The sequence below is a fragment of the Thioalkalivibrio sp. ALE23 genome, assembly GCF_000378545.1.
Lineage (GTDB): Bacteria > Pseudomonadota > Gammaproteobacteria > Ectothiorhodospirales > Ectothiorhodospiraceae > Thioalkalivibrio.
The window spans coordinates 1-20961 of record NZ_KB900039.1 but is presented as its reverse complement, the minus strand read 5'-3'; the positions used below and the strand labels follow the sequence as shown (position 1 = coordinate 20961).

16 protein-coding genes are annotated in these 20961 nt (G+C 61.3%); 12 read left to right on the top strand and 4 right to left on the bottom strand.

Translation table 11 applies throughout. The annotated features are described in order from the left end of the window. Positions 1 to 73: 73 nt before the first annotated feature. From F573_RS0112665 to F573_RS0112655, 3 genes are all read left to right on the top strand, one after another. Positions 74 to 544, top strand: coding sequence for a hypothetical protein (locus F573_RS0112665; RefSeq protein WP_019022888.1), 471 nt, complete (start codon positions 74 to 76; stop codon positions 542 to 544). After that, positions 544 to 1575 carry a DUF4326 domain-containing protein gene (locus tag F573_RS14945; protein WP_019022887.1) on the top strand — a complete coding sequence of 344 codons (1032 nt, stop codon included), beginning with the start codon at positions 544 to 546 and terminating at the stop codon, positions 1573 to 1575. Before F573_RS0112665 ends, F573_RS14945 begins: the two co-directional genes overlap by 1 nt. 354 nt (positions 1576 to 1929) lie before the next feature. After that, entirely contained in the window at positions 1930 to 3189 is a 1260-nt protein-coding gene (locus F573_RS0112655) for a hypothetical protein (RefSeq protein ID WP_155986659.1), read from the top strand. Positions 3190 to 3632: 443 nt separating this feature from the next. On the opposite strand, the gene F573_RS14310 is transcribed toward F573_RS0112655, so the two are convergent. After that, on the bottom strand, positions 3633 to 4640 hold the full coding sequence (locus tag F573_RS14310) for an ATPase, T2SS/T4P/T4SS family (RefSeq protein WP_019022884.1): 1008 nt from the start codon (positions 4638 to 4640) through the stop codon (positions 3633 to 3635). A gap of 137 nt (positions 4641 to 4777) precedes the next feature. Between F573_RS14310 and F573_RS0112640 the strand changes: the two genes are divergently transcribed. Genes F573_RS0112640 through F573_RS0112605 form a run of 9 tightly spaced genes read left to right on the top strand, consistent with a single transcriptional unit; the run spans position 4778 to position 16402 of the window. After that, complete coding sequence (locus F573_RS0112640; protein ID WP_019022883.1) at positions 4778 to 6886, top strand: ATP-dependent helicase; 2109 nt, start codon at positions 4778 to 4780, stop codon at positions 6884 to 6886. A gap of 5 nt (positions 6887 to 6891) precedes the next feature. After that, the gene (locus F573_RS14940) at positions 6892 to 7383 is read left to right on the top strand and encodes a CFI-box-CTERM domain-containing protein (protein WP_231384421.1); all 492 of its coding nucleotides are present in this window, start codon (positions 6892 to 6894) and stop codon (positions 7381 to 7383) included. Then, on the top strand, positions 7373 to 7909 hold the full coding sequence (locus tag F573_RS0112635) for a PD-(D/E)XK nuclease family protein (protein WP_019022882.1): 537 nt from the start codon (positions 7373 to 7375) through the stop codon (positions 7907 to 7909). The genes F573_RS14940 and F573_RS0112635 overlap by 11 nt, the downstream gene beginning before the upstream one ends. Further along, positions 7909 to 9207: a tetratricopeptide repeat protein gene (locus tag F573_RS0112630; RefSeq protein WP_019022881.1), complete on the top strand. Its 1299-nt coding sequence runs from the start codon at positions 7909 to 7911 to the stop codon at positions 9205 to 9207. The genes F573_RS0112635 and F573_RS0112630 overlap by 1 nt, the downstream gene beginning before the upstream one ends. Positions 9208 to 9265: 58 nt before the next feature. Further along, positions 9266 to 10120 carry a 2OG-Fe(II) oxygenase gene (locus tag F573_RS0112625; RefSeq protein ID WP_081619223.1) on the top strand — a complete coding sequence of 285 codons (855 nt, stop codon included), beginning with the start codon at positions 9266 to 9268 and terminating at the stop codon, positions 10118 to 10120. 18 nt (positions 10121 to 10138) lie between these two features. Beyond that, a complete protein-coding gene (locus tag F573_RS0112620; protein ID WP_019022879.1) occupies positions 10139 to 11566 on the top strand; it encodes a PhoH family protein in 1428 nt (475 codons plus the stop codon). 12 nt (positions 11567 to 11578) lie between these two features. Continuing rightward, on the top strand, positions 11579 to 12493 hold the full coding sequence (locus F573_RS0112615; protein WP_019022878.1) for an NAD(P)-dependent oxidoreductase: 915 nt from the start codon (positions 11579 to 11581) through the stop codon (positions 12491 to 12493). Then, the gene (locus F573_RS0112610) at positions 12490 to 14847 is read left to right on the top strand and encodes a glycosyltransferase (RefSeq protein WP_019022877.1); all 2358 of its coding nucleotides are present in this window, start codon (positions 12490 to 12492) and stop codon (positions 14845 to 14847) included. Before F573_RS0112615 ends, F573_RS0112610 begins: the two co-directional genes overlap by 4 nt. Further along, positions 14840 to 16402: a methyltransferase gene (locus tag F573_RS0112605; RefSeq protein WP_019022876.1), complete on the top strand. Its 1563-nt coding sequence runs from the start codon at positions 14840 to 14842 to the stop codon at positions 16400 to 16402. The genes F573_RS0112610 and F573_RS0112605 overlap by 8 nt, the downstream gene beginning before the upstream one ends. Positions 16403 to 16494: 92 nt before the next feature. Here the strand turns inward: F573_RS0112605 and F573_RS14305 are convergent, their stop codons facing one another. The 3 genes from F573_RS14305 to F573_RS0112590 form a co-directional block, all read right to left on the bottom strand. Next, complete coding sequence (locus F573_RS14305; protein ID WP_019022875.1) at positions 16495 to 17025, bottom strand: porin family protein; 531 nt, start codon at positions 17023 to 17025, stop codon at positions 16495 to 16497. Positions 17026 to 17296: 271 nt separating this feature from the next. Further along, the gene (locus F573_RS14300; RefSeq protein WP_019022874.1) at positions 17297 to 19360 is read right to left on the bottom strand and encodes a DEAD/DEAH box helicase; all 2064 of its coding nucleotides are present in this window, start codon (positions 19358 to 19360) and stop codon (positions 17297 to 17299) included. Positions 19361 to 19466: 106 nt separating this feature from the next. Beyond that, a partial coding sequence (locus F573_RS0112590; protein ID WP_019022873.1) for a DNA gyrase C-terminal beta-propeller domain-containing protein occupies positions 19467 to 20961 on the bottom strand: 1495 nt, incomplete at its 5' end.

Here is a 20961-nt window from a genome sequence, read left to right as displayed (position 1 = left end):
ATCGATGAAGAAATTGCGACTCCATCAAAAAACGATAGTCTGAAACTCCATCCAATCGAAAGAAGGAAGAAAAATGGCCGAAACGATGGAGTCCGTGCTGGAAGCGTTCGATCAGTCGATGTGGTTCATCCCGCTGGACAACCTGACGCCGGATGCGCTCTGGCGCCATGCCGAGGAAAACGAGGAACTGAGCGACGCCGATCGGGAAGTGCTGCAGGATCACTCGGTGATGATGGTCGGGACGCCCTGGGAAAACGGTGCCGGTGTATTCGGCCGGTTGGCGTCGCACCGGCTGCCGGTGATCGAGCGCATCCGTCAGGATGGCGTTGCCACCATCCCCTCCGGCATCGAGATTTACCAGGGGCGTCGTTCGGAAGAGAAGGTGCCCACCAAGCGGCGCCAGACGGTCAAGGTCGATGCCGTGCATCCCGGATCGCTCTCGAACGAACTGGAACTGGTGCAGCCGATGGTCGAATGGTCGGGCAGTGGCGGCCGAATCCGCCGGGTGGAGCTGGCCGTACTGGAGCACGCAGAGGTCAACTGATGGCCGCGACCGCGCAAGCAGAAACCGCTGAAGCTGTCGTGACACGTCGGGTTCGCAACGTCGCCAAGGAAGCCGCGGACGAGTACATCGGCCGCGGTTCCCCTTATGGCAATCCGTTCGTGATGCACGATCGCAGTGATTCCGAGCGTCAGCGGGTCATCCGGGCGTTCCGCGAATGGCTGCCGGACCAACCGGCATTGCTGCGATTGATCCGCCGGACGCTGCCGGGGCAGACGCTGGGGTGTCACTGTGCGCCGGAAGCCTGCCACGGGGATGTTCTGGTGGAGATCGCGGACGGCGAATGGGATGATTGGATCCCGCCTGAGCCCGTGTTCGTATTCGGTTCCAACGAAGCCGGCCGGCACGGGAAGGGCGCGGCCCGTCTCGCGCGCGATCACTACGGCGCGGTGAATGGCAAGGGTGAGGGATCGATGGGACAGGCGTACGCCATCCCGACCAAGGACGCAGACCTGAATACCCGGCCGTTGTCGGCCATTCAGGAGTCCGTGGAGCGTTTCCTGGAACACGCCCGCCAGACTCCGGACCAGCGGTTTGCAGTCACGCGCGTTGGTTGCGGGCTGGCGGGGTATGCCGATGTGGACGTGGCGCCGATGTTCGCGCAGGCGCCGGACAACGTCGAACTCCCCGCCGCCTGGCGCCATTGGATACTGGGATCCGACGAGCCGATCCGGGTAGCCGTTGGCGGTGACCTGAATCTGAAGCGTTACGAGGCGGTTCAATCGAAACTGTCGACGATCCTCCGCCAGCAACCCAACGCTCGCCTGATCACCAGCGGTGATCGCGGGGCCTCGATGCTGGCGGAGCGGTTTGCGGTGGAAGCGGGCCATCCTCTAACCCGAATCCCGGTGGAATGGAATCGGTTCGAACATGCCGATCGCGTCCGCGATCTTGCGATCATGCGCGAGGCGACGCATGCCGTCGTCTTCGACAGCGGTGAGGCCGGCAAGGCACAGGCATGGGCGAAAACGGCCCGGGAAGCAGGGCTGCGCGTTCGCACAGTTTCGGTATGATGGGAAAGGTCGCTGAAGTATAATCCGGAAAAAGGTCCGGTCAGTCTTCTGGATCAATGGTCGCCTGGAGGCGAAGAAACGAATCGCAGGGATGCGAACCCGCACCAATGAGACACCGGCATGTCCGCTTTATGTCCGGCACCGTCTCGCATCCCCTGTGATGGAAGCACAATCTTGAATGCCCAGGAGGGGTCGTATATGCAATTTCGAAAGACAATCATCGCCATGGCCGTTGTCGGCACGTTCGGTCTCGCCGGGTGTGAAACCGGCGGCGGTGGCGGCGGTAGCGGAGAGAACGAAAACCGCTTGAGCGTATCGACGGGGGACGACCGATATGTCTCGTCCGGGAGCTCCGTGAGTGTGCAGGGCGAAGCGGAGAACAAGGACAGTTACATCGACCGCATGGAATGGTCCATCGTCGATGGGGAAACCGATGTGCGTTCGGCAGTGGAGTTCCGCGGCGATGGGGCGTGCGATTTTGATGCCGATGACAATGACGGCGAGCGGGATTACGGGGTCGAGGACGAGAAGACCTGCGCGGCAACGCTCGACATTGGCGACATGCACGAGGACGCCCGGATCAAGCTGGAGCTGACCGCGTATGAAACGGGCGGTCTTTCGGACTCGAGCACCATGAACCTCTATATCGAGGGTGATGCCGACGAGGTCAACGTCAATGCCGGTGCCAATCGGACCGTCGAGGCCGAATCGACCCTGGAGCATTCCTGCGTAACCAGTGGCGGGATGTATTACGACGGTGGTGCTCCGACCTTCGAATGGGTCAATCTCAACGACGACGAAATCATTGGCGAGGGCATCAGCCTCAATTACCAGTACAGCAACGAGTCGGGTGAACTCGAAATGGAGGTCCCGGATGCGCCCACCGGTACGGAAGTCGTGATGGGCTGTACGGTAACCGATGATATCGGCCAGTCAGCGACGGATGACGTGACGTTTACCGTGGCGCAGCCGGAAGAGGAAGTGGTTCCCGAACCGGACGACCTCGTGGCCGATGCCGGGCCGGATCTGGAAGTTGCACCCGGCGATTACGTCGATCTGGAAGGGACCGTCACCGTGGACGGTGAGGAATCCACGGGGTACTACTACCAGTGGGTCGAGCTGACCGAGACGTCGATCGACCTCGACAACGAGAATCAGCGTGTGGCGGGATTCCTGGCGCCCAATGAAGCGGTGGAAGGCCTGTTCGAATTCCGGGCCCATCATGAGCCGATTGACGGTGACACCGATTTCGATGAGCTCGCGACGGATCGGATGACCGTCGAGATCATTCCGGACGACGTGGATGGGCGGCTGATCCTGGATACCGGGGAATACCAGATCGCGATTGCCGGTCAGGACGAACCCATCGTGTTTTCCGTGGACGTTCAGGAAGAAGGCGGGGGCGGTGGCCCCTATTACTACTACTGGGAGCACATTTCGGGACCGATGGGCGGAGGCGTCCAGGGCCGGGAAACCGATACGGTCAGCTTCCAGGCTCCGGACGAAGAAGCGGAAATCGTTTTCGAAGTCACGGTGTCCCGGGATCCGATTGGTTCCGGCGGGGATGAGTACACCGCCCTGGCCTACGCTTCCGTGGTCGAGGAAGAAGACTGATACCGGCTCACTTTATTCGGTAATAATGACGGCCGTGGTCGCGATGCGATCGCGGCCGTTTTTGATGGAGTAATGGGTATGGGAAAGGAAGAGCCACGCATCGGGGATCCGCCGCTCGGTGACGAGGAAAAGCCCAAGCATCACCAGCCGAGGACGACCGAACCTTCGCCGGCAAGGTCGGGTGGGAGTATCGTCCGCTGCGAAGAATGCGCACGCATGATCGTGCCCGTTCTGGGTTTCAGGGACGCCGGCGACGGACAGGGGCCCATCCCCATCCGATCCGCATGCCCGTTCTGCGGCGGCATCTGGCGGGAATTCGGGACGCCCCGGAAAAGAGCTCGGAAAGGCTCGATGGCGGGATGGTTTCTGCTGATCAGTCTTTTGGCCGGCGTTGCAGGGGCTGGCTATGCCGTGGTGAGCGGTATCTGGTCGCCATTGGGGGGTTAGGTGTCTTCGCCCCCGTCATTCTGGAGTCGCAGACCCTGGCTGTTGACCTCCGAATCGATCTGGTGGAACTGACGTTTGGCGATCAGGCTGCGTGAGCCTGTGTTCTCGTCACCGGAAAGCCAGAGCATTTCTGCGCGGATCGACAGCCGCCCGGTTCCACGAGTCAGGCGCTGATGGATGACAGCCGACAGACCGTTGGAGAGCATGGAAGAGGCATCTTCCGAGCCAACTTCGATCGCCGCCAATGAATAGAGACGGGTGATGGCACTCGAAACGTTGTGGGAATGGATGGTGGAAATCACCAGATGCCCACTCAGCGACGCGCGAATCGCCTCAACAGCCGATACTGGATCCCGGATCTCCCCGATATACAGAAAATCCGGGCTCATCCGGAGCGAATGGCGCAGGGGGGTTGCGAAGTCCTGGTCCTTCACCGTGACCTGATAACAACGGCCACCGGGGTAGTCGCCCTCCAGAGGCATTTCGGGCGGATCCTCCACCGCAAGACACACACCGGATTCCTTGGTCAGTCGGTCCGCCATCAATGCGGAAGCCGTGGTGGTTTTTCCGGAACCCACGGAGCCGGAAAGGATGATCAGGCCGGTCAGGCGACGCCGGGTAAGGCGCTTGTAGATGTAATCGGGCAGGCCGAGGGAGTCCAGGGAAGGGACTTCCGCGGGAATCCGGCGCATGACGAAAACGCCCTGGTGGTTGCGCGTGCTGATCCGAGAGACGCGAAACGTGAGCGTGTCATAGGAAACCGTGAATTCCTGGCGATCGGCTTCCGCATAGCATGCCTCACATCGCTCGAGAAGGGCTTTCCAGACCTGCTCCGGATTGCACAGATGGCGGTACAGGGTTCGCTCGTAAAGCTGCCTCGGCCCCACCTTGACCTCAAAAACATCGGGGCCCACGAAGAGATCGGAAAATCGCAAAGAATGAAGGTCACAAGGGATCTCTTCATCCGTCAGAGAAACATCCTCGTCTTTGGTGTGGGGCACCATCCGTTGCTCCTTCTGCAAACCAAAGCAATCCTATACAAAAGAAGGGTAACCCGCAAAGGATCGAGAAATTGCGAGATGCCCGGAAAATGGGATACTGGCGCTGAACTTACTAAACGGGTCCGCCCCGAAAGACCGACATGAACCAGGACATTACACTCGATCCGGAACAGGAGCAGGCGGCGGCGCTGACGCAGGGGCCATCGTTGGTGCTGGCGGGGGCCGGAGCCGGGAAAACGGCGACCCTGACCGAACGCATGGCGCGCATGATCGAAGGCGGGGTCGCCTCGGAAAACGTGCTCATGCTGACCTTTTCGCGCAAGGCCGCGCGAGAGATGTATGCCCGCCTGCGCGATCGTCTCGATATCTCGGATCGCAAACAGATGCCTTCCATCGAAAACTTCCATTCGTTCGGATGGAAGCTGCTGCAGGCCAACCCGAAACGCTGTCAGCGGCGATCCGGCGTGAGCCTCATGGATGATGCGGATCGCAAGAAAACGCTCCGGAGACTGCACAAGGAGCTGGCGGACGACGATTTCAAAGAGGAAATCCCGGTCCGCAAGCTGATGACCATTCATGATGTGCTGGCGAACGACGGGATCATCCTGGGGGACCGATACGCGTCTTCGGACGATCAGGAGCGCAAACAGCACATTATTCACCTGCTTCTGAATCAGGGCGTCAAACGGGCGCACTGGGCTCGCCTGAACGACATCCTGCGCCGTTACGAAGAAGAGAAACGGGAAAACAACCTCGTGGATTTCGGGGACCTGATCGTGCTCCCCGGTGCCGGGCTCCGTCGGGAGCCGGAATGGGCCGCCAAGCTGGAGGAGCGGTTTCAGCACATTGCCGTGGATGAGGCACAGGATACGAACAAGGCGCAGTACGACATGCTCCGCCTGTTTTCCTCGCACAACAACGTGATGATGGTCGGGGATGACGACCAGTGCATCTACGAGTGGCGCGGGGCGAACCCGGGGAATCTCAAGGCCTTTCTGGATGAGACGAATGCGGCGATCGTACGCCTGGAACGGAACTACCGGTCCAGCCCGTCCATCGTCTCGGCCGCGGCGGCGCACATCGCGCACAACAACAACCGCATCACGAAATCCCCGTTCGCGAACGAGCGCCCGGACGGCGACGCCCCGGATGGGCAGGCGCACGTCGACGGTGTGGCGATGGCGAACGCGATTGCAGCGGATATCCGGGCGGATCTGGATCGAGGGATCAACCCGAAGCGGATTGCCGTGCTCTACCGCGTCAACAAAATGAGCCGCCTGCTGGAGCCGGCACTGATCTCGCAGGGGATTCCGTATCGCATCGCGCAGGGCATCGACGTGTTCCAGACACCGGAAGCGCAGATGCTCATGGCCGGGGTTCGCCTGATGCTCAACCCCCAGGACGCCATGGCGCTGGAGCGTCTTGCGGGTCTGGTGAAAGGGTTGGGCGAAAAGTCCGTCAACGAACTGGTGGTGCAGTCCCAGATGGATGACACCGGACTGCTGGAGTCGCGGGAGAACGCCCAACTGAACAAGCGCGCCCGCGCGGCCGCCGATCATCTGGCGCACATTCTGGAAGGGCTGAAGGTGTGGCCGCCGCTGTTCATCGCGCAATGGGCCCTGGACGAGGACATGGGTGGTTTCCAGTCCTTCCTCAAGGAGCTGTCGGCCAAGGCGGAGAAGCCGCAGGCCGTGTATGAGCGCCGGCTGGGTACGCTCCTCTCGATCGAGGAGGCCATCCAGTCCCGTTTCGGAACCACGGAGCAGACCCGAGTTGATGCGGAATACAGCCGCGACGAGCAGTGGCGGATTATTCAGGAGATGGCGCTGGCCGCCCCGGATGAAGAATCGGACGAAGACAAGGTCACGCTGGCGACCGTGTTTCGGGTTAAGGGGCTGGAGTATCACACCGTTCATGTCGCGGGTCTGTCCGAAGGGCTGATGCCGATGCAGCGGGCTTCCGTTCGCCCCGGGGTGTTCGGAGAAGAAGACGAAGAAGAGGCTCAGAACATGGAGGAGGAGCGCCGGCTGTCCTACGTCGCGGCGACCCGGGCACGGGAACGGCTGGTTGCTCACCACGCCCGATCCATCCACTGGGGTTACGAGGAGCAGGACTATGAGCCCTCCAGCTTTGCAACGGAGATGGGGATCGAGTGGCGCGAGATGGCGCCCGTGAGTGCAGGGGTGCGCAATGTATCCGAAACCCGGGCGACGCTCCTGTCGGAATTCGCGGAAAACGTGGAGACGTGAAAAACATGGAAAACGCAGAGGGGAAGAAACCCCGAAATCGAAAACCGATGCCGAAAACGCCGCCCAAACGGCCATCGGACGGGAAAGTGATCACGGCGAGCGAGCTGAAGACGGCGGTGTACTGCCCGGAAAGCCTCCGGTTGCAGCGGGAAGGCGCGGATCCTTCGCAGCGGGCACAGGCGCTGCGGGAGGCCGGAGAACGGGCGCACCAGCAAACCGGTGCCCGGGTACAGCAGGCCGCGGTCCAGAACGATCGACGCTGCTATGTCGCATCCCATCTCTACGGACCGGACGACCCGCGGACCGATCATCTGCGCGACTGGAGGGATCGAAACCTGATGCCGTCGGCTGCCGGACGGTGGCTGGTCTCCTGCTACTACCGGCTGTCTCCGATGGTGGTAGCCCTGGCTCGACGTGTACCGGTCATGGATAACGTACTCGGCGCGGTTTTGAATCGGATCGTAAGCCGGACTGGAGGAAACCGTCATGGGTCTTGAGTTCTGGATTGGGGCGGTACTGATGGTTGCCATGGTTCTGGCCGGCCTGGTCGCACTGTACTTTGATGTCGGCGGCACCCCGAAACAACCGCTGCCCGAAGTAGGCGGTGACAAGCTGCTGTATCAGGACACCCAGAATGCGCCAACCCTGATCAACCGCGAGTGGAGCGTAGGTGCGCGTCCCGATTACATCGTGCAGGAGGGCCCGGATGTGGTGCTGGTCGAGCAGAAGAAGCGGACCAAAGGACCGTTCCTGAGTGATCTGGTTCAGGCCTGGGCGGGTGCCCTGGCGGCCCGGGGGGAAGGTTACCCGGTCAACCGGGTCCGTTTCGTGCTGGGTGGAGAAGTCACCACCGAAGACATCCCGCAAAGCAACGCGGACCTGTTCAACCAGTTCCGTTCGAACTATGAGCAGGCGCGAGCGGTACGGGAAAAGCGGTGGGTCCGGTTCACCCCCAAGGCGCACAAATGCCGGAGCTGCAGCTATCGAGAGAACTGCGAACGAAAAGTCGAAGGAGTCCAATAATGGGCACGAAGGAGCGTGAAGAATTGAAGAAACCGTTTGGGCAAGTGGGCGAAAAGGGATCCATGGCGCCTTCCGGAGAAGACAGCGGTGAAGCCACCGGTTATGAAGCCGTGAAGCGGTTGGCGGAAAGTGGAGAAATCTGGGCGATGCGATCCCTGGCGGAAAAGCTGATGACCGGGGATGGGGGTGATTGGGACCCCCGTGCCGGGTTCCAGTGGATGCAGCGGGCCGCGATCAAGGAGGATGACGCCGAAGCCAAGGTTGCGATGGCTCGTTGGCTGATCGAGGGGCAGTACAATGTGCCGGTGGATGTGAACGTTGGACTGACCCATCTCTGGGGCGCAATGGAACAGGGGAAAGCGGAAGCCATCGAGATGTACTCGGATCTGCTGTGGGATGGCAAGGTGGTCGAACGGGATACGCGGCAAGCCTTCTATTGGAGGTTGCAGCTGTTCGAGGAAGGCCGTCTTTCGCCGAGCGGGATGCGGCGCCTGTCCGACATGCTGAAGATCGAGGCGCTGTACCAGGCGACACCCGAGACGCAGCGGCCCATACTCGAGCCAACCTATGTCCCTCTGGACCTCGAGGAGTCACCGCAAGCCATCGAGCAGATTGCGACCGAGTGGATCGAATATGCCGCACGCAATGGGGACCCCGCCGCGCTGAACATCATGGGGCACTGGAAGCTGAATGGCAGTCCTTATGTGATGCAGGATCCGGATGGCGCAACCGCTTACCTCTATAAAGCCTTTGAATCTGGCGATGGCTACGATAAGGCCTATGCGGCTCGGATGATGGTGCGGAATTTCCTGAATTTCGGTGAGGACCGGGAGAATCACGTTCAGGAAATTCTGGCCTGGATTGAGGCGCTCGAAGCCTGTGGGGAGGAATCCTGGGAAGAGCGACAGGCACTGGCCGTCCTTGCCGACCAGAGCCGCACGGCCCAGGAGTCTGATCCCCCGCATCCCCTCGAATGGGAATGGGCGGCGAGCGATTCTCGGTCCGTGAGGGATTGGCTCGACCTGGTGCGCGGTGATCCGGAAGCGGGAAACCCGGAGGCGATCGCAGAGGAGGCGCGAGCCGACGCAATCAAGGGGGACCCGAAGGCGCAAAACAATCTGGGTGGTCTGTACGCCCTCGGGCTGGGGGTGCCACGCAATGACGTACTGGCGCACGCATGGGCGAACCGTTCGGGCGAGAACGGTTCGGAGGCGGGCGAGCGTAACCGGCTCGAATTGGAGAAAAACATGACACCGGAGGATATTCAGGCGTCGTGGGCGAAGGCCATGGAAGCGTGAAGTCCGAAAGGTGTATAGCCTTCGGCTTGGCAATCCCGGGCTCAATGGAGTGAGAAGTATGTCGAAAGGAAAGGCGATCAGTCTGCACGGAGATCAATGGCATGAATGGATCCTGAAAAACCTCGCGCGGGGTGTAAATCCATCGTCCATGTTCGACCAGATGGTAGGGGGTGTCTGGCGCAGGGATGATGCCTGTGAGGCGTTGAATGAAGGTCTGCAGAGGGTGGAGAGCCCGCGGCCATGGGGGGTCGAGTTGCCGAGAATTGATCACCCGCCCCGTGTCGAGAACGGGGCGGGTAAACCCGTCGACGTTTTGTGCGAAATGGAAGACCCACATGCCATCGTCATGGACGGTGTGCTGAGCGAAGAGGAATGTCAGGGGCTGATCTCGTACGCCTACGAGAAGGGCTTGAACCGATCCGGGGTCGTGGACCGTCAAAGCGGAGAGAGGATCTCACATGACTCGCGGACCAGCAGTAGCGTGATGTTCAGCCGCGCCGAGACAGCCTTGATTGACCGGATCGAAAATCGGCTGGCGGCACTGACGAACTGGCCGGTGGAACGGGGTGAGGGACTTCAGCTCCTGCAATACGAGCCGGGGCAGGAATATCGGCCGCATTACGACTGGTTCGACCTCGAAAATCACGGGGCCAGAAAGCACACCCGATCAGCGGGGCAGAGGGTGGCGACGACCGTGATCTATCTTCAGCCGGCCCCTATAGGCGGGGCGACCCGATTCCCCAAGCGGGGGATTGAAGTGAATCCGAAAAAAGGGGGTGCAGTCTTCTTCGCAAACACCACCATGCGGGGGGAGCCCGATCGAAGTACAATGCATGCAGGGACACCGGTAGAGGAAGGGACGAAGATCGTCGTGACCTACTGGCAAAGAGAAAGGGATTTTCAGCGTCAATAACAGGAAGGAGTTGAGTTCATGGAAGAAACAACGGAGCGGGTTCTATACGTACTGGATACCAATGTGCTCATGCACGATCCGGCTGCGCTGTTCCGATTCGAAGAACATGATGTGTATGTCCCGATGGTCGTGCTTGAAGAGCTTGACCGGCACAAGAAAGGGAACACGGAAGTCGCCCGCAACGCTCGCCAGGCCTCGCGCTTCCTTGCCGATATGTCACAGGGGCAGTCGCAGAAAGGGATAGAAGAAGGGATTGCGCTGGGGCAGGTGCCCGAGGGCGGGAACGGCGAAACCCATCCGATTCCCGGAGGGCGGCTTTACTTTCAGACGAATGGCGCCGGCGCCGGTCTCCCGGTCGAGTTGCCGGGGAGCGAACCCGACAACACCATCCTGAAAGCGCTGCTCGCGATCACCTCGGAGACCCGCGATCGCCCGGTTGTCCTGGTGTCGAAAGACATCAACATGCGGATCAAGGCCGCGGCCCTGGGCCTGACGGCCGAGGACTATCGCAACGACGAGGTGCTGAAGGATGTCCGGCTGCTGCATTCCGGTATCCATCGGTACGACGAAACCGTATGGGGCGAATTCGGGGACGATACCCAGTCGTGGAAAAACGGTGACCAGACCTATTACCGCGTGACGGGGGATCCGGTGGCAGAATGGGCGCCTAACGAGATCGTCCATATTGCCAGCGATCACCGCTCGTTCGAAGCGGTGGTCGAGTCGGTGGAAACCGAAGCCACCGCGGCAACGCTGCGCGTGCTGGAGAACTACCGAACAACCGGCGTCTGGGGTATCACCGCCCGCAACGACGAGCAGAACCACACGCTGAACCTGCTGATGGACCCGGAGGTGGATCTGGTCACGCTCATCGGGCAGGCCGGTACCGGGAAGACGCTCCTGGCGCTGGCGGCCGGCCTGGAACAGACGGTGGAACGGGGAAACTACCGCGAGATCCTCATGACCCGGGCGACCCAGCCGGTGGGCGAGGACATTGGATTCCTGCCAGGTACGGAGGAGGAAAAGATGACCCCATGGATGGGGGCGCTCTTCGACAACCTGGAGGTGCTGAATCCGGCGACAGACGAACGCCGTGGGAACAGCTTCGAAGCGGGTGTGACCTCCGAGATGGTCATGCGTCACGTCAAGGTGCGCTCGATGAACTTCATGCGGGGGCGGACGTTCCAGAACCGATACATCATCGTGGACGAGGCGCAGAATCTGACCAGCAAGCAGATAAAGACCCTGGTGACCCGGGCCGGGCCCGGCACGAAGATGGTGATCCTTGGTGATCTGAAGCAGATCGACACGCCTTACCTGACCGAGACCACATCGGGTCTCACCTACCTGGCGCATCGGTTCCGCCCCTGGGAGCATGGCGGCCACCTGGAACTGCCGCAGGGGGAACGGTCACGTCTGTCGAAGTTCGCCGCGCAGGCGCTGTGAACGATCCCGTCGATGACCCGAAAAATTCTTGTGACGGGATCCTCCGGGCTGGTGGGGACGGCGGTTACCGCGGCTCTTCGCGTGCGGGGGATCGAGACCGTGCCATTCGACATCCGGGCAGCCGGAGAGGCCCACCGCGACGTCCGGAACCCGAATCAGGTGCGCCAGGTGATACCTCGTATCGACGGGGTTGTTCACCTGGCGGCGGTTTCGCGTGTGATCTGGGGCGAGCAGGATCCGGAAGGCTGTTGGGAAACGAACGTCGGTGGGCTGCAGAACGTCCTCGATGGGATCACTGAGGCTGGACATAGGCCCTGGATGATCTTTGCCAGCAGTCGGGAGGTGTACGGCCAACCAAGTCGTCTGCCAGCCACGGAGGGGAGCCCGAAAGCGCCGGTCAACGTCTACGGTCGCGCCAAAGTTCGCGGTGAAGAACTAATTGAGAACGCCCGCACCGCAGGACTGCGTGCCTGCACGGTTCGCCTGTCCAACGTATTCGGATCGAACACGGATCACGCCGACCGCGTAGTACCGGCATTCGCCCGGGCCGCGGCCATGGGTGAGACGCTACGGGTTGACGGAGCGGATCAGACGTTCGACTTCACGCATGTCGAGGACGTCACCCGAGGCATCACAACCCTGGCAGAGATGCTTGCCGATGGAGAGACACCCCCTCCGCCGATCCATCTGGTGACCGGCCGGCCAACCACGCTCGGTGAGCTGGCCGAGCTCGCGATCCGATTGGGACGGTCGGGTTCAAGCATCCGATACGCACCGCCACGCGACTTTGATGTCGCGCAGTTCTTTGGAGCGCCGGATCGGGCTCGATCCCTGTTGGGATGGAGGCCATCCGTATCCGTGGAGGAGGGTATGACTCGGTTGATCCATGCGTTCGAATTCGATCAGGCGGAAGAGGTGGAACCGTGAAGGTTCTGAAGGTGATCCACGGTTATCCCATGCGGTACAACGCCGGCTCCGAAGTTTACAGCCAGGCGTTGTGCCAGGGGCTGGCGGGCCGGAACGAGGTCGAGGTATTCACGCGGGAGGAAGACCCGTTTGCCCCGGACTTTGCCATGCGAATGGAGCCGGATGCGGACGACCCGCGGATCACCGTGAACGTGGTCAACAACCCCCGGATGCGGGACCGCTATCGGGTCGAGGGGATGGACCGGCAATTCGCCGAGGTCCTGGATCGTTTCGATCCCGAGATCGTCCATGTCGGCCACCTGAACCACCTTTCCACCTCGCTGCTGCAGGAGGCCGCACGACGGGGTATCCCGATCGTGTTCACGCTGCACGACTACTGGCTCATGTGCCCGCGTGGTCAGTTCATGCAGATGTTTCCCAAGGACCCCGGCGATCCGTGGGCAGTGTGCGACGGCCAGGACGACCGAAAATGCGCCGAACGCTGCTATGCGCGCTACTTCAGTGGAGCGCCGGACGAGTACGAAGCCGACGTCGGATACTGGACCGACTGGGTGAACCGGCGGATGGCGCATGTCCGGGGCATGGTCGACCTTGTCGATGTCTTCATCGCGCCGTCGCGGTACCTGCGGGATCGCTTTCGGGATGAATTCGGGATTCCGGCGCACAAGCTGGTGTACCTGGACTACGGGTTCGACCGTAGCCGACTGGCTGGGCGCCGTCGTGTCCAGGGGGAACCGTTCACCTTCGGCTACATCGGTACCCACATCCCCGCCAAGGGGGTGCAGGACCTGATTCGGGCTTTCGGGATGCTGGAGGGCAATGCCCGGCTTCGTATCTGGGGGCGACCCCGTGGGCAGGACACTGAATCCCTGCAGCGCATCGCAAACACCCTGCCGGCGGAAGTTGCCGGGCGGATCGAATGGTTCCACGAATATCGGAATCAGGCCATCGTTCGAGAGGTATTCGATCATTGCGACGCGATCGTGGTCCCGTCGGTCTGGGTCGAGAATTCACCGCTGGTGATCCACGAGGCGCAGCAGGCCCGTGTACCGGTCGTGACCGCCGATGCCGGAGGTATGGCGGAATATGTTCACCACGAGGCCAACGGACTGCTGTTCGAGCACCGTTCCATCGACTCGCTCGCCACGCAGATGCAGCGGCTGGCGGACCATCCCGAATGGGCAACCCGCCTCGGGGCGCGGGGCTATCTCAACGATGAAACGGGCAACGTGCCCTCGATGGAAGACCATGTAAGGGAGGTGGAGTCGATTTACGGGTCTGTGCTTGAGCGATCCTCGTCCGCTCGGGTCGAGCATCGGAAGGGGCCCTGGCGGATCACGTTCGACGCGAACCCGGATACCTGCAACCTCCAGTGCATCATGTGCGAGGAGCATTCGGTGTACAGCCCGCTTCAGGAGCTTCGTCGGCAGAAGCGCCGTCCGCACCGACTAATGCCGTTCGACATGATCGAGCGCGTGGTCGCGGAAGCCGCACCGCACGGGCTCCGCGAGATCATCCCCTCCACGATGGGGGAGCCGCTGCTGTATAAGGAGTTCGAAGACATCCTGGATCTCTGTCGTCGCTACGGCGTCCAGATGAACCTGACCACGAACGGAACGTTCCCCGGGATGGGGGCCTCGGCCTGGGCCGAGCGGATCGTCCCGGTGACCTCGGACGTGAAGATTTCCTGGAATGGGGCTACCCGGGCGACGCAGGAAAACATCATGGCGGGCATCCGTTGGGAGCAGGCCATCGAGAACGTGCGTGCCTTCATCGCGGTGCGGGACCGGCAGGCGGCCGAGGGTGGTAACCGTTGCCGCGTCACGTTCCAGATGACATTCCTCGAAGACAACGTGGACGAGCTCGCGGATATCGTGAACCTGGCGATCGACCTGGGGGTGGATCGTGTGAAGGGTCACCATCTCTGGGCGCACTTCCCGGAGATCGAGGAACAGTCCATGCGGCGCGGACCGGAGGCCATCGAGCGATGGAACCGGGCCGTGCATGAGGCGCGGGGCGTGGCTTCGAGACGGCGGTTGCCGAACGGTCAGCCGATCCTTCTGGAGAACATCGACGTACTGGATGACACAGCCACGGAGGATCTGGCGCCCGGTGGGCCGTGCCCCTTTCTCGGGCAGGAAGCATGGGTGAGTGCCGCCGGGCGTTTCGATCCATGCTGCGCTCCGGATGCGCAGCGCCGGACTCTGGGGGAATTCGGGAACCTCCACGAACAGGGCATCATGGAAATATGGAACGGCGATGCCTACCGCGAACTGGAGCGAACCTACCATCACCGATCCCTCTGCCGCGGATGCAACATGCGAACGACTGAGGGGAACGAGCGAAATGGATAACGGCGCGCACCTTCGGGTTTCGGACTGCGGCACGCATCATGTCGATGATGATGGACGGCCGGCGTACGCACGCCGGTTCGTGCGCGTGTTCGGGTTCTATGAAGGACGGGCGGCGGTCGCGGCCCGGGACGGATGGTTTCACATTACCCCGGAAGGCTGGGAGGCCTACGAGGCGCGTCACGCCTGGTGCGGAAACTTTCAGGAAGGGCGATGCACCGTGCGCGAAAAGGATGGCACTTACCGGCACATCGACCCCAGAGGAGTCCCGGTCTACCCGGAACGGTGGCGCTATGCCGGAGACTTCAGCGAAGGGTTTGCCGTGGTCCAGGCGGGCGACGGACATTCCACGCATATCGATGCCGAAGGGAAGTTCGTCCATGACCGCCGGTTCCCGGACCTGGACGTGTTCCACAAAGGGTATGCGCGGGCCCGCGACGGCGACGGGTGGATGCATATTGATGGATCGGGCGCCCCCATTTACGAGCGGCGTTTCCAGACCGTCGAGCCGTTCTATAACGGGCAGGCCCGCGTGGAACGCTTTGATGGGGCGCTGGAGGTGATCGACGAAACCGGCGTGGCAACAACCACGTTGCGCCCGCCGCGGCGTTCGGAGCTGGCGGCATTATCCGAAGACCTTGTGGGGTTCTGGCGAACCCAGACGCTCGGGGCCGCGGTCCGACTCGGGGTGTTCGAGGCGCTGCCGGACTCGGAAGCGGCGATCGCCGAGCGGTGCGGACTGACCCCGGAAGGAACCCAGCGGTTGCTTCGGTCACTGGGGGAGCTGGCGGTCGTGACTCGGTATATGGGTCGATGGGAGTTGACGGCGCGCGGGGTCTTGCTGCAGAAGGATCACCACCTGACGCTGGCGGACGCGGCGCTGGAATATGCGGGACCGTTCGCCCGAATGTGGGAAACCCTGCCGGACGCTCTTCGGAGCAATTCCGGATGGAAGCCGCCCGACATCTTCGCGGATGTTGCGAAAGACAGCGAACGTTGCGCCGGCCATCATCGAATGCTGCGCAGCTACGCGCGACACGACTACGCCCAAGTCGCATCGGCTCTGGATCTGCAGGGAACGGAATGCGTCGTGGATGCGGGGGGAGGTGTCGGGGTCCTGGCCCAGCGGCTCGTGGACGCATACCCACAGATCGAGGTGACGGTGCTGGATCGTCCGGAGGTGGTGGCAATGGGGGAAGCATCAAGCCCTCGGGTGCATTGGCACGGCGCCGATCTTTTCGATGTCTGGGGTGTTCGGGGCGATGCGGTCATTCTCGCGCGGGTTTTGCACGACTGGGACGATTCGGATGCCATCCGGATTCTGAAGCAGGCGCGTACGGCGCTTCCCCGAGGAGGGAAGGTTTATCTGGTGGAAATGCTGCTTGAGGAAGGTGGTTTGGCGGGCGGACTGTGCGACCTGCACCTGCTGATGGCGACCGGTGGGCGGGAACGTTCCCTGGGACAATACGGGCGGCTTCTGGAAGAGGCAGGGTTCATTCAATCCGCTGCTCGAAGGCTCTCATCCCTCTCATCCATTGTTGAGGGAGTTGCTCAATGAGCTTGTGTGCAAGTACGCAAGGAAAAGCAGTGCGCAAAAAAAGGCCGCCCATCGGGCGGCCTTTTTCGTTGCGTCGGCGTTCTGATCGAGAGTCAGAAGTGGTAGTTCATGCCGACCGAAATGGCGTCCACGTCATAGTCGCTCTCGTCCATGTAGCGCATCCACTCGACGCTCAGGCCGAGGTCATTGGCGACATTGAATTCCGCTCCCACGCCATAGGAAGGACCAGTATCGTCGTCGGTTACCGAAACGCCCCCGCCCGATGCGGTCGCTTCAGCATGCGTAACACCTGCCATTCCATACAGTGAAACGACATTTGAAACGGGCAGGTTACCTCGGGCATAGCCGCCGATCATATAGTCCAGTTCGACATCGACACCGTTGTCGGTATCGTCACTGAGACCGGTGCCGGCGCGACCTTCGACGGCGAAGTATTCATTGAAGAAGTAGCCGCCGCGTGCCACCAGCGCATCCGGGTTCCAGCTGCCACTGACACCTGAAACGTCGGCGTCGAGGTGCGAATACTGCCCACCCACGTAGGGAGTACCGGCGGACGGCTGCGCCAGCGCCAGGGCCGGGGCCAGAAAGCCGAACGAAACCAGGGCGAGAGCTGTTTTGCGCATACAGTGATCCTTGCGTCTGTTGGTGAAAGGAAAGCCCGAAAAAAGGAGGGGCCTGTTTTGACAACCACAAAACCTACAAGGGAGGGAGTTTTGCAGCGACACGGAGGCCAGGCCCCTCCTTTTTCGGGCTTACTGAAAGCACCAGGAAGGAAGCAAAGATGGACTTGACGAAGCGAACGCGAGGAGACAGGAGACTCACACAAGATCCGTCTTGTCGTTTCCTTCCTGATGCGGATGCTAGGGTGCCCCGTCTTTTCCCCGGTGTCAACGATCAATGAAATTGGAGGATTTCATGGAATCGCATGCGGTCCTCCTCACTGCGCGGCGGTTTCTGGCGGTAGTTCACGTAGGCAGGCGGCCGAAACCGAATATCGGATGACCGGAGGTCTTCCGGTTTTTGGATGTCGCCACCATCGATGCAGTTTTCCACGAAATCACTCCACGCCCGCTGAGCCGCTGGATTGCTCCAGTGCGGACTCAGCCAGATTTTGATTCGCGTGGGCTCGGGTTCAACCAGTCGGGGTGTTGGGTCCTCTTCTTCTTCATCGGGAGGCGGAGTTTCCAGATAAGGAAGCTCCCGCACACGGCAGTCGAGCGTTACGCACGAAACCCCCTTCTTCGTCTGCGTCACTTGCCAGGTCATGGCTTCCACCGTACCTCGGCGTTCGGTGTAAAGGACGTCTTTCGAAGCCGCCGCCGACGGACGGATTGCCCCCATAGTGGCGGTCAGCGGCTCGGTACAGTGCGTGCAAAAGGCATCATAGGCGGAATTGAGTTCGCCGCAGGCCGGGCATTCCTTGGACGACCATCGGTGCGTGCAGCGACGGAGAAGACCGGTTTCGTCCGATGGAACATAACCCTGGCACTGCTGGCCGTGGTGCCCCGCCAGCTGCTCCCCCTTGTGGTTCACTACCGGTTCTTGTTTTTCCACGGTGTAGAGATAACCGTATTCATCCGCTTCGAGGCTGGTTGGGAGCGCGGCTTTGATGAACGCGTTGACGTGGTCACACTGCGGGCAGCGCACGAGCAGTTTTTCCCGATCGACGGAGTGCCCGGGTCGGGCCGCCTGAATGTCCGGGGCGAACGGATCCCCGCTGCCGCTGAAACGCGACAGGTTGTTGGCGTAATCGAGGATCAGGCAATGCGTTTTCCCTGTTTTGGGGGACAGTCGCATACCTCGTCCAAGGATCTGCTGAAAAAGCGAAACGGAATCGGTTGCCCGCAGTATCGCGATCATGTCGACGTGTTCCACATCGAAGCCGGTGGTCAGAACACTGACATTGATCAGGTAACGCAGTTTGTGACGTTTCCGGAACTTCTCCAGAGAGTTCTTTCGTTCGGTGTCCTCCGTATGGTGAGTAATCAGGGCCGCCTGTCGCTGGCCTTCCTTCGTTTCGTGAAAGATATCCAGGATCATTCGGGCATGATCGACATTGTGAGCGAAGATCAGGCATGAGTGATAACCCTGCGTCTTCATCTTCCTTTTGATGTCCTGGACAATCCTCTTTGTCGTCTTGCGCGCCCCGGTGCTGGTGAAAACCTTCTTCTCGGACTCGGAGGTCCATTTGAGCGTCTTGTCGCGGCGGAGTTGGCTGGTGTCGTACTGGTCGACGATATCGCCGAAAACCGGCGGGACGATATAACCCCGGTCGATCAGGTAGTGGGGCGAAACGGAGTAGACGAGTGTGGAGAACCAGGGGTCGCGACAGTACATATCGCTCAGCGTAATACCCTTGGTCGCGTCATGGCGGTAAATGTAGCCTTCGCCGAGACGGTAGGGCGTCGCTGTTACACCAACGACTCGGAGCTGGGGGTTTTTTTCGCGGATCGCCTCGATAATCCGTAGCACCATCGGAGACAGGCGATGGCACTCATCCAGGAATACGCCCGCGAAATCGTATTCGAGGATTTCCTGAAGCCGATCCTTGGAGTTGATGGTTTCCGGATTCGCGAAGATGAAATCCTCGCCATGATCCCGGTATCCCGCGCCCGCACAGAAGATGCTCGCCGGATACCCGTAGTGGACCATCTTCTCCTGGTTTTGTTCGACCAGTTCCGAGCCGGGTGCAATGAGAAGGATCTTTTTCCGGACCCCGGAGTTCTTGAGCGCCATTTCCTGAAGCGCCGCGGCGAGGCCGGCCAGGACATGGCTTTTGCCGGCGCCCGTCGGAAGCTGAAGAAGGATGGGCTCCTTGGATTTTCGAAGGTGGTCCGCCCCCGCAAGAATCGCCTGACCCTGATAATCACGCAGGCCGTCGAACGTGTGTTCGAGCAGGCGCAATACCGCCGAAACCGTTTCGGGGGGATGGGTGCGTTTAGAGGCAGCCTGAGACATGCCAGCGTCCTTGCTTGCTGCAAAGCGAATCTTAAAAAGTGTATCACCGCTCTCTAAAAAAACGGGAGCCCGAAGGCTCCCGTTATGGTCAGCGGGTTTGAGGCGATCAGTCTTCGTTGGAGGGAAGACTGCCATCTTCCGTCGCCGGGACCGCCAGGAGGTTCGTCACCGAGCCCTGGCGGATGATCGAGGATCCGGCCGTTGCACGACCGTTCTTCGGGACGGCGGATCCCGCTACGCGATTGGCGCCGCCTTCGTCCGTGAACAGGACCACGTCGACACCGGGGCCGATCACCGCTGCGGCGACCATTTCCCCCGACTTCTTGTTCGGGGCGTGCGCCGTGACCCCCTGACCGCCCCGGCTCTGCAGGCGGAAATCGGTCAGTGGTGTCGCTTTGCCAACCCCCTTGCGGGTGACCACCATCAGGTGCGAGGTGTCCAGTGAATCCTGGTGGACGATCTCGGCGGACAGCACGGATTCCCCGTCCTTGAGTCGGATGCCGCGCACCCCCTGGCTGGTTCGACCGATGGCCCGGGCCTCGTCCAGCGGATAGCGGATGGCGCGAGACCCGCTGGCGGTCATCACGATCTCCTCGGATTCGGGATCGGACGAGATCCGGGCGCAGACGATGAGATCGTCATCGTTCAGCCGAATACCCTGGACGCCACCACGGCGTTTCGCCCCGGAGAACGCGGACAGTGCCGTGCGCTTCACATATCCCCCGGCGGTGAAGATGACGAGGCTGGCCTGTTCGCTGTCGAGGTCAGGGACCGTCAGCATTGCGACAACATCGCCCTCAAGACCCTCATAGATGTTTCGATAATGCCGGCCCCGGTTCCCCAGTCCGGTGTCAGGCACGTCGTAGGCCTTCACCGCATGGACCTGGCCCTGATCGGTCAGCGCAAGCAGGTAGTCGTGGGAATTGCCGGAGTGGAACGTCGTCACGACATCATCATCGTCCAGGGCGATGATCGAGCGCCCTTTCGTCCCGCGATTCTGACGGCTCATTGCATCGGCGGGCAGGCGTTTGAGGTAACCGTTACGCGTACCAATCAGCATCACCTGCTCCTCGGGGATCAGGTCCGCAGCCGAAACTTTCGAAAGCGAGTTGTCGATCTCGCTTCCGCGTGCGGTTGCGTGCTGATCGGAGAGATTCAGCAGTTCGTCCCGCATGATCGAGGTCTGGCGCTCGGGGCGGGCGAGGATGTCGCGCAGATCCTCGACCTTGGCGGTCAGATCCCCGTGCTCGTCCCGAATGTCCTGGATCTGCATGCCGGTCAGGCGCTGCAGTTTCAGATCGAGAATCGCCTGTGCCTGCGTCGCATCAATCGACAGCAGTTGTTCCAGAGCCCCGCGCGCCTCTTCGGTATCCTTGCTGCCCCGGATCGTGGCAATCGTTTCGTCCAGACGATCCAGAGCGGCCAGGTAGCCTTCGAGGATGTGGAGGCGTTCCAGTGCTCGGTCCAGATCGTACTGGGTCCGCCGCTGGATGACCTCGATGCGGTGAGCGCGGAAGTGCTCGAAGACATCGCGAATACCCAGCTGCATCGGCCGCTGGCCGTCGAGGGCCATCACGTTGTAGGAAACCGAGACCTCGAGG

Coding starts and splice junctions, on each gene's coding strand:
- F573_RS0112630 (WP_019022881.1), top strand. CDS start 7,909: ATGGGCACGAAGGAGCGTGAAGAATTGAAGAAACCGTTTGGGCAAGTG.
- F573_RS14945 (WP_019022887.1), top strand. CDS start 544: ATGGCCGCGACCGCGCAAGCAGAAACCGCTGAAGCTGTCGTGACACGT.
- F573_RS0112635 (WP_019022882.1), top strand. CDS start 7,373: ATGGGTCTTGAGTTCTGGATTGGGGCGGTACTGATGGTTGCCATGGTT.
- F573_RS0112620 (WP_019022879.1), top strand. CDS start 10,139: ATGGAAGAAACAACGGAGCGGGTTCTATACGTACTGGATACCAATGTG.
- F573_RS0112665 (WP_019022888.1), top strand. CDS start 74: ATGGCCGAAACGATGGAGTCCGTGCTGGAAGCGTTCGATCAGTCGATG.
- F573_RS0112615 (WP_019022878.1), top strand. CDS start 11,579: ATGACCCGAAAAATTCTTGTGACGGGATCCTCCGGGCTGGTGGGGACG.
- F573_RS0112625 (WP_081619223.1), top strand. CDS start 9,266: ATGTCGAAAGGAAAGGCGATCAGTCTGCACGGAGATCAATGGCATGAA.
- F573_RS0112640 (WP_019022883.1), top strand. CDS start 4,778: ATGAACCAGGACATTACACTCGATCCGGAACAGGAGCAGGCGGCGGCG.
- F573_RS14310 (WP_019022884.1), bottom strand. CDS start 4,640: ATGGTGCCCCACACCAAAGACGAGGATGTTTCTCTGACGGATGAAGAG.
- F573_RS14300 (WP_019022874.1), bottom strand. CDS start 19,360: ATGTCTCAGGCTGCCTCTAAACGCACCCATCCCCCCGAAACGGTTTCG.
- F573_RS0112605 (WP_019022876.1), top strand. CDS start 14,840: ATGGATAACGGCGCGCACCTTCGGGTTTCGGACTGCGGCACGCATCAT.
- F573_RS14305 (WP_019022875.1), bottom strand. CDS start 17,025: ATGCGCAAAACAGCTCTCGCCCTGGTTTCGTTCGGCTTTCTGGCCCCG.
- F573_RS14940 (WP_231384421.1), top strand. CDS start 6,892: ATGGAAAACGCAGAGGGGAAGAAACCCCGAAATCGAAAACCGATGCCG.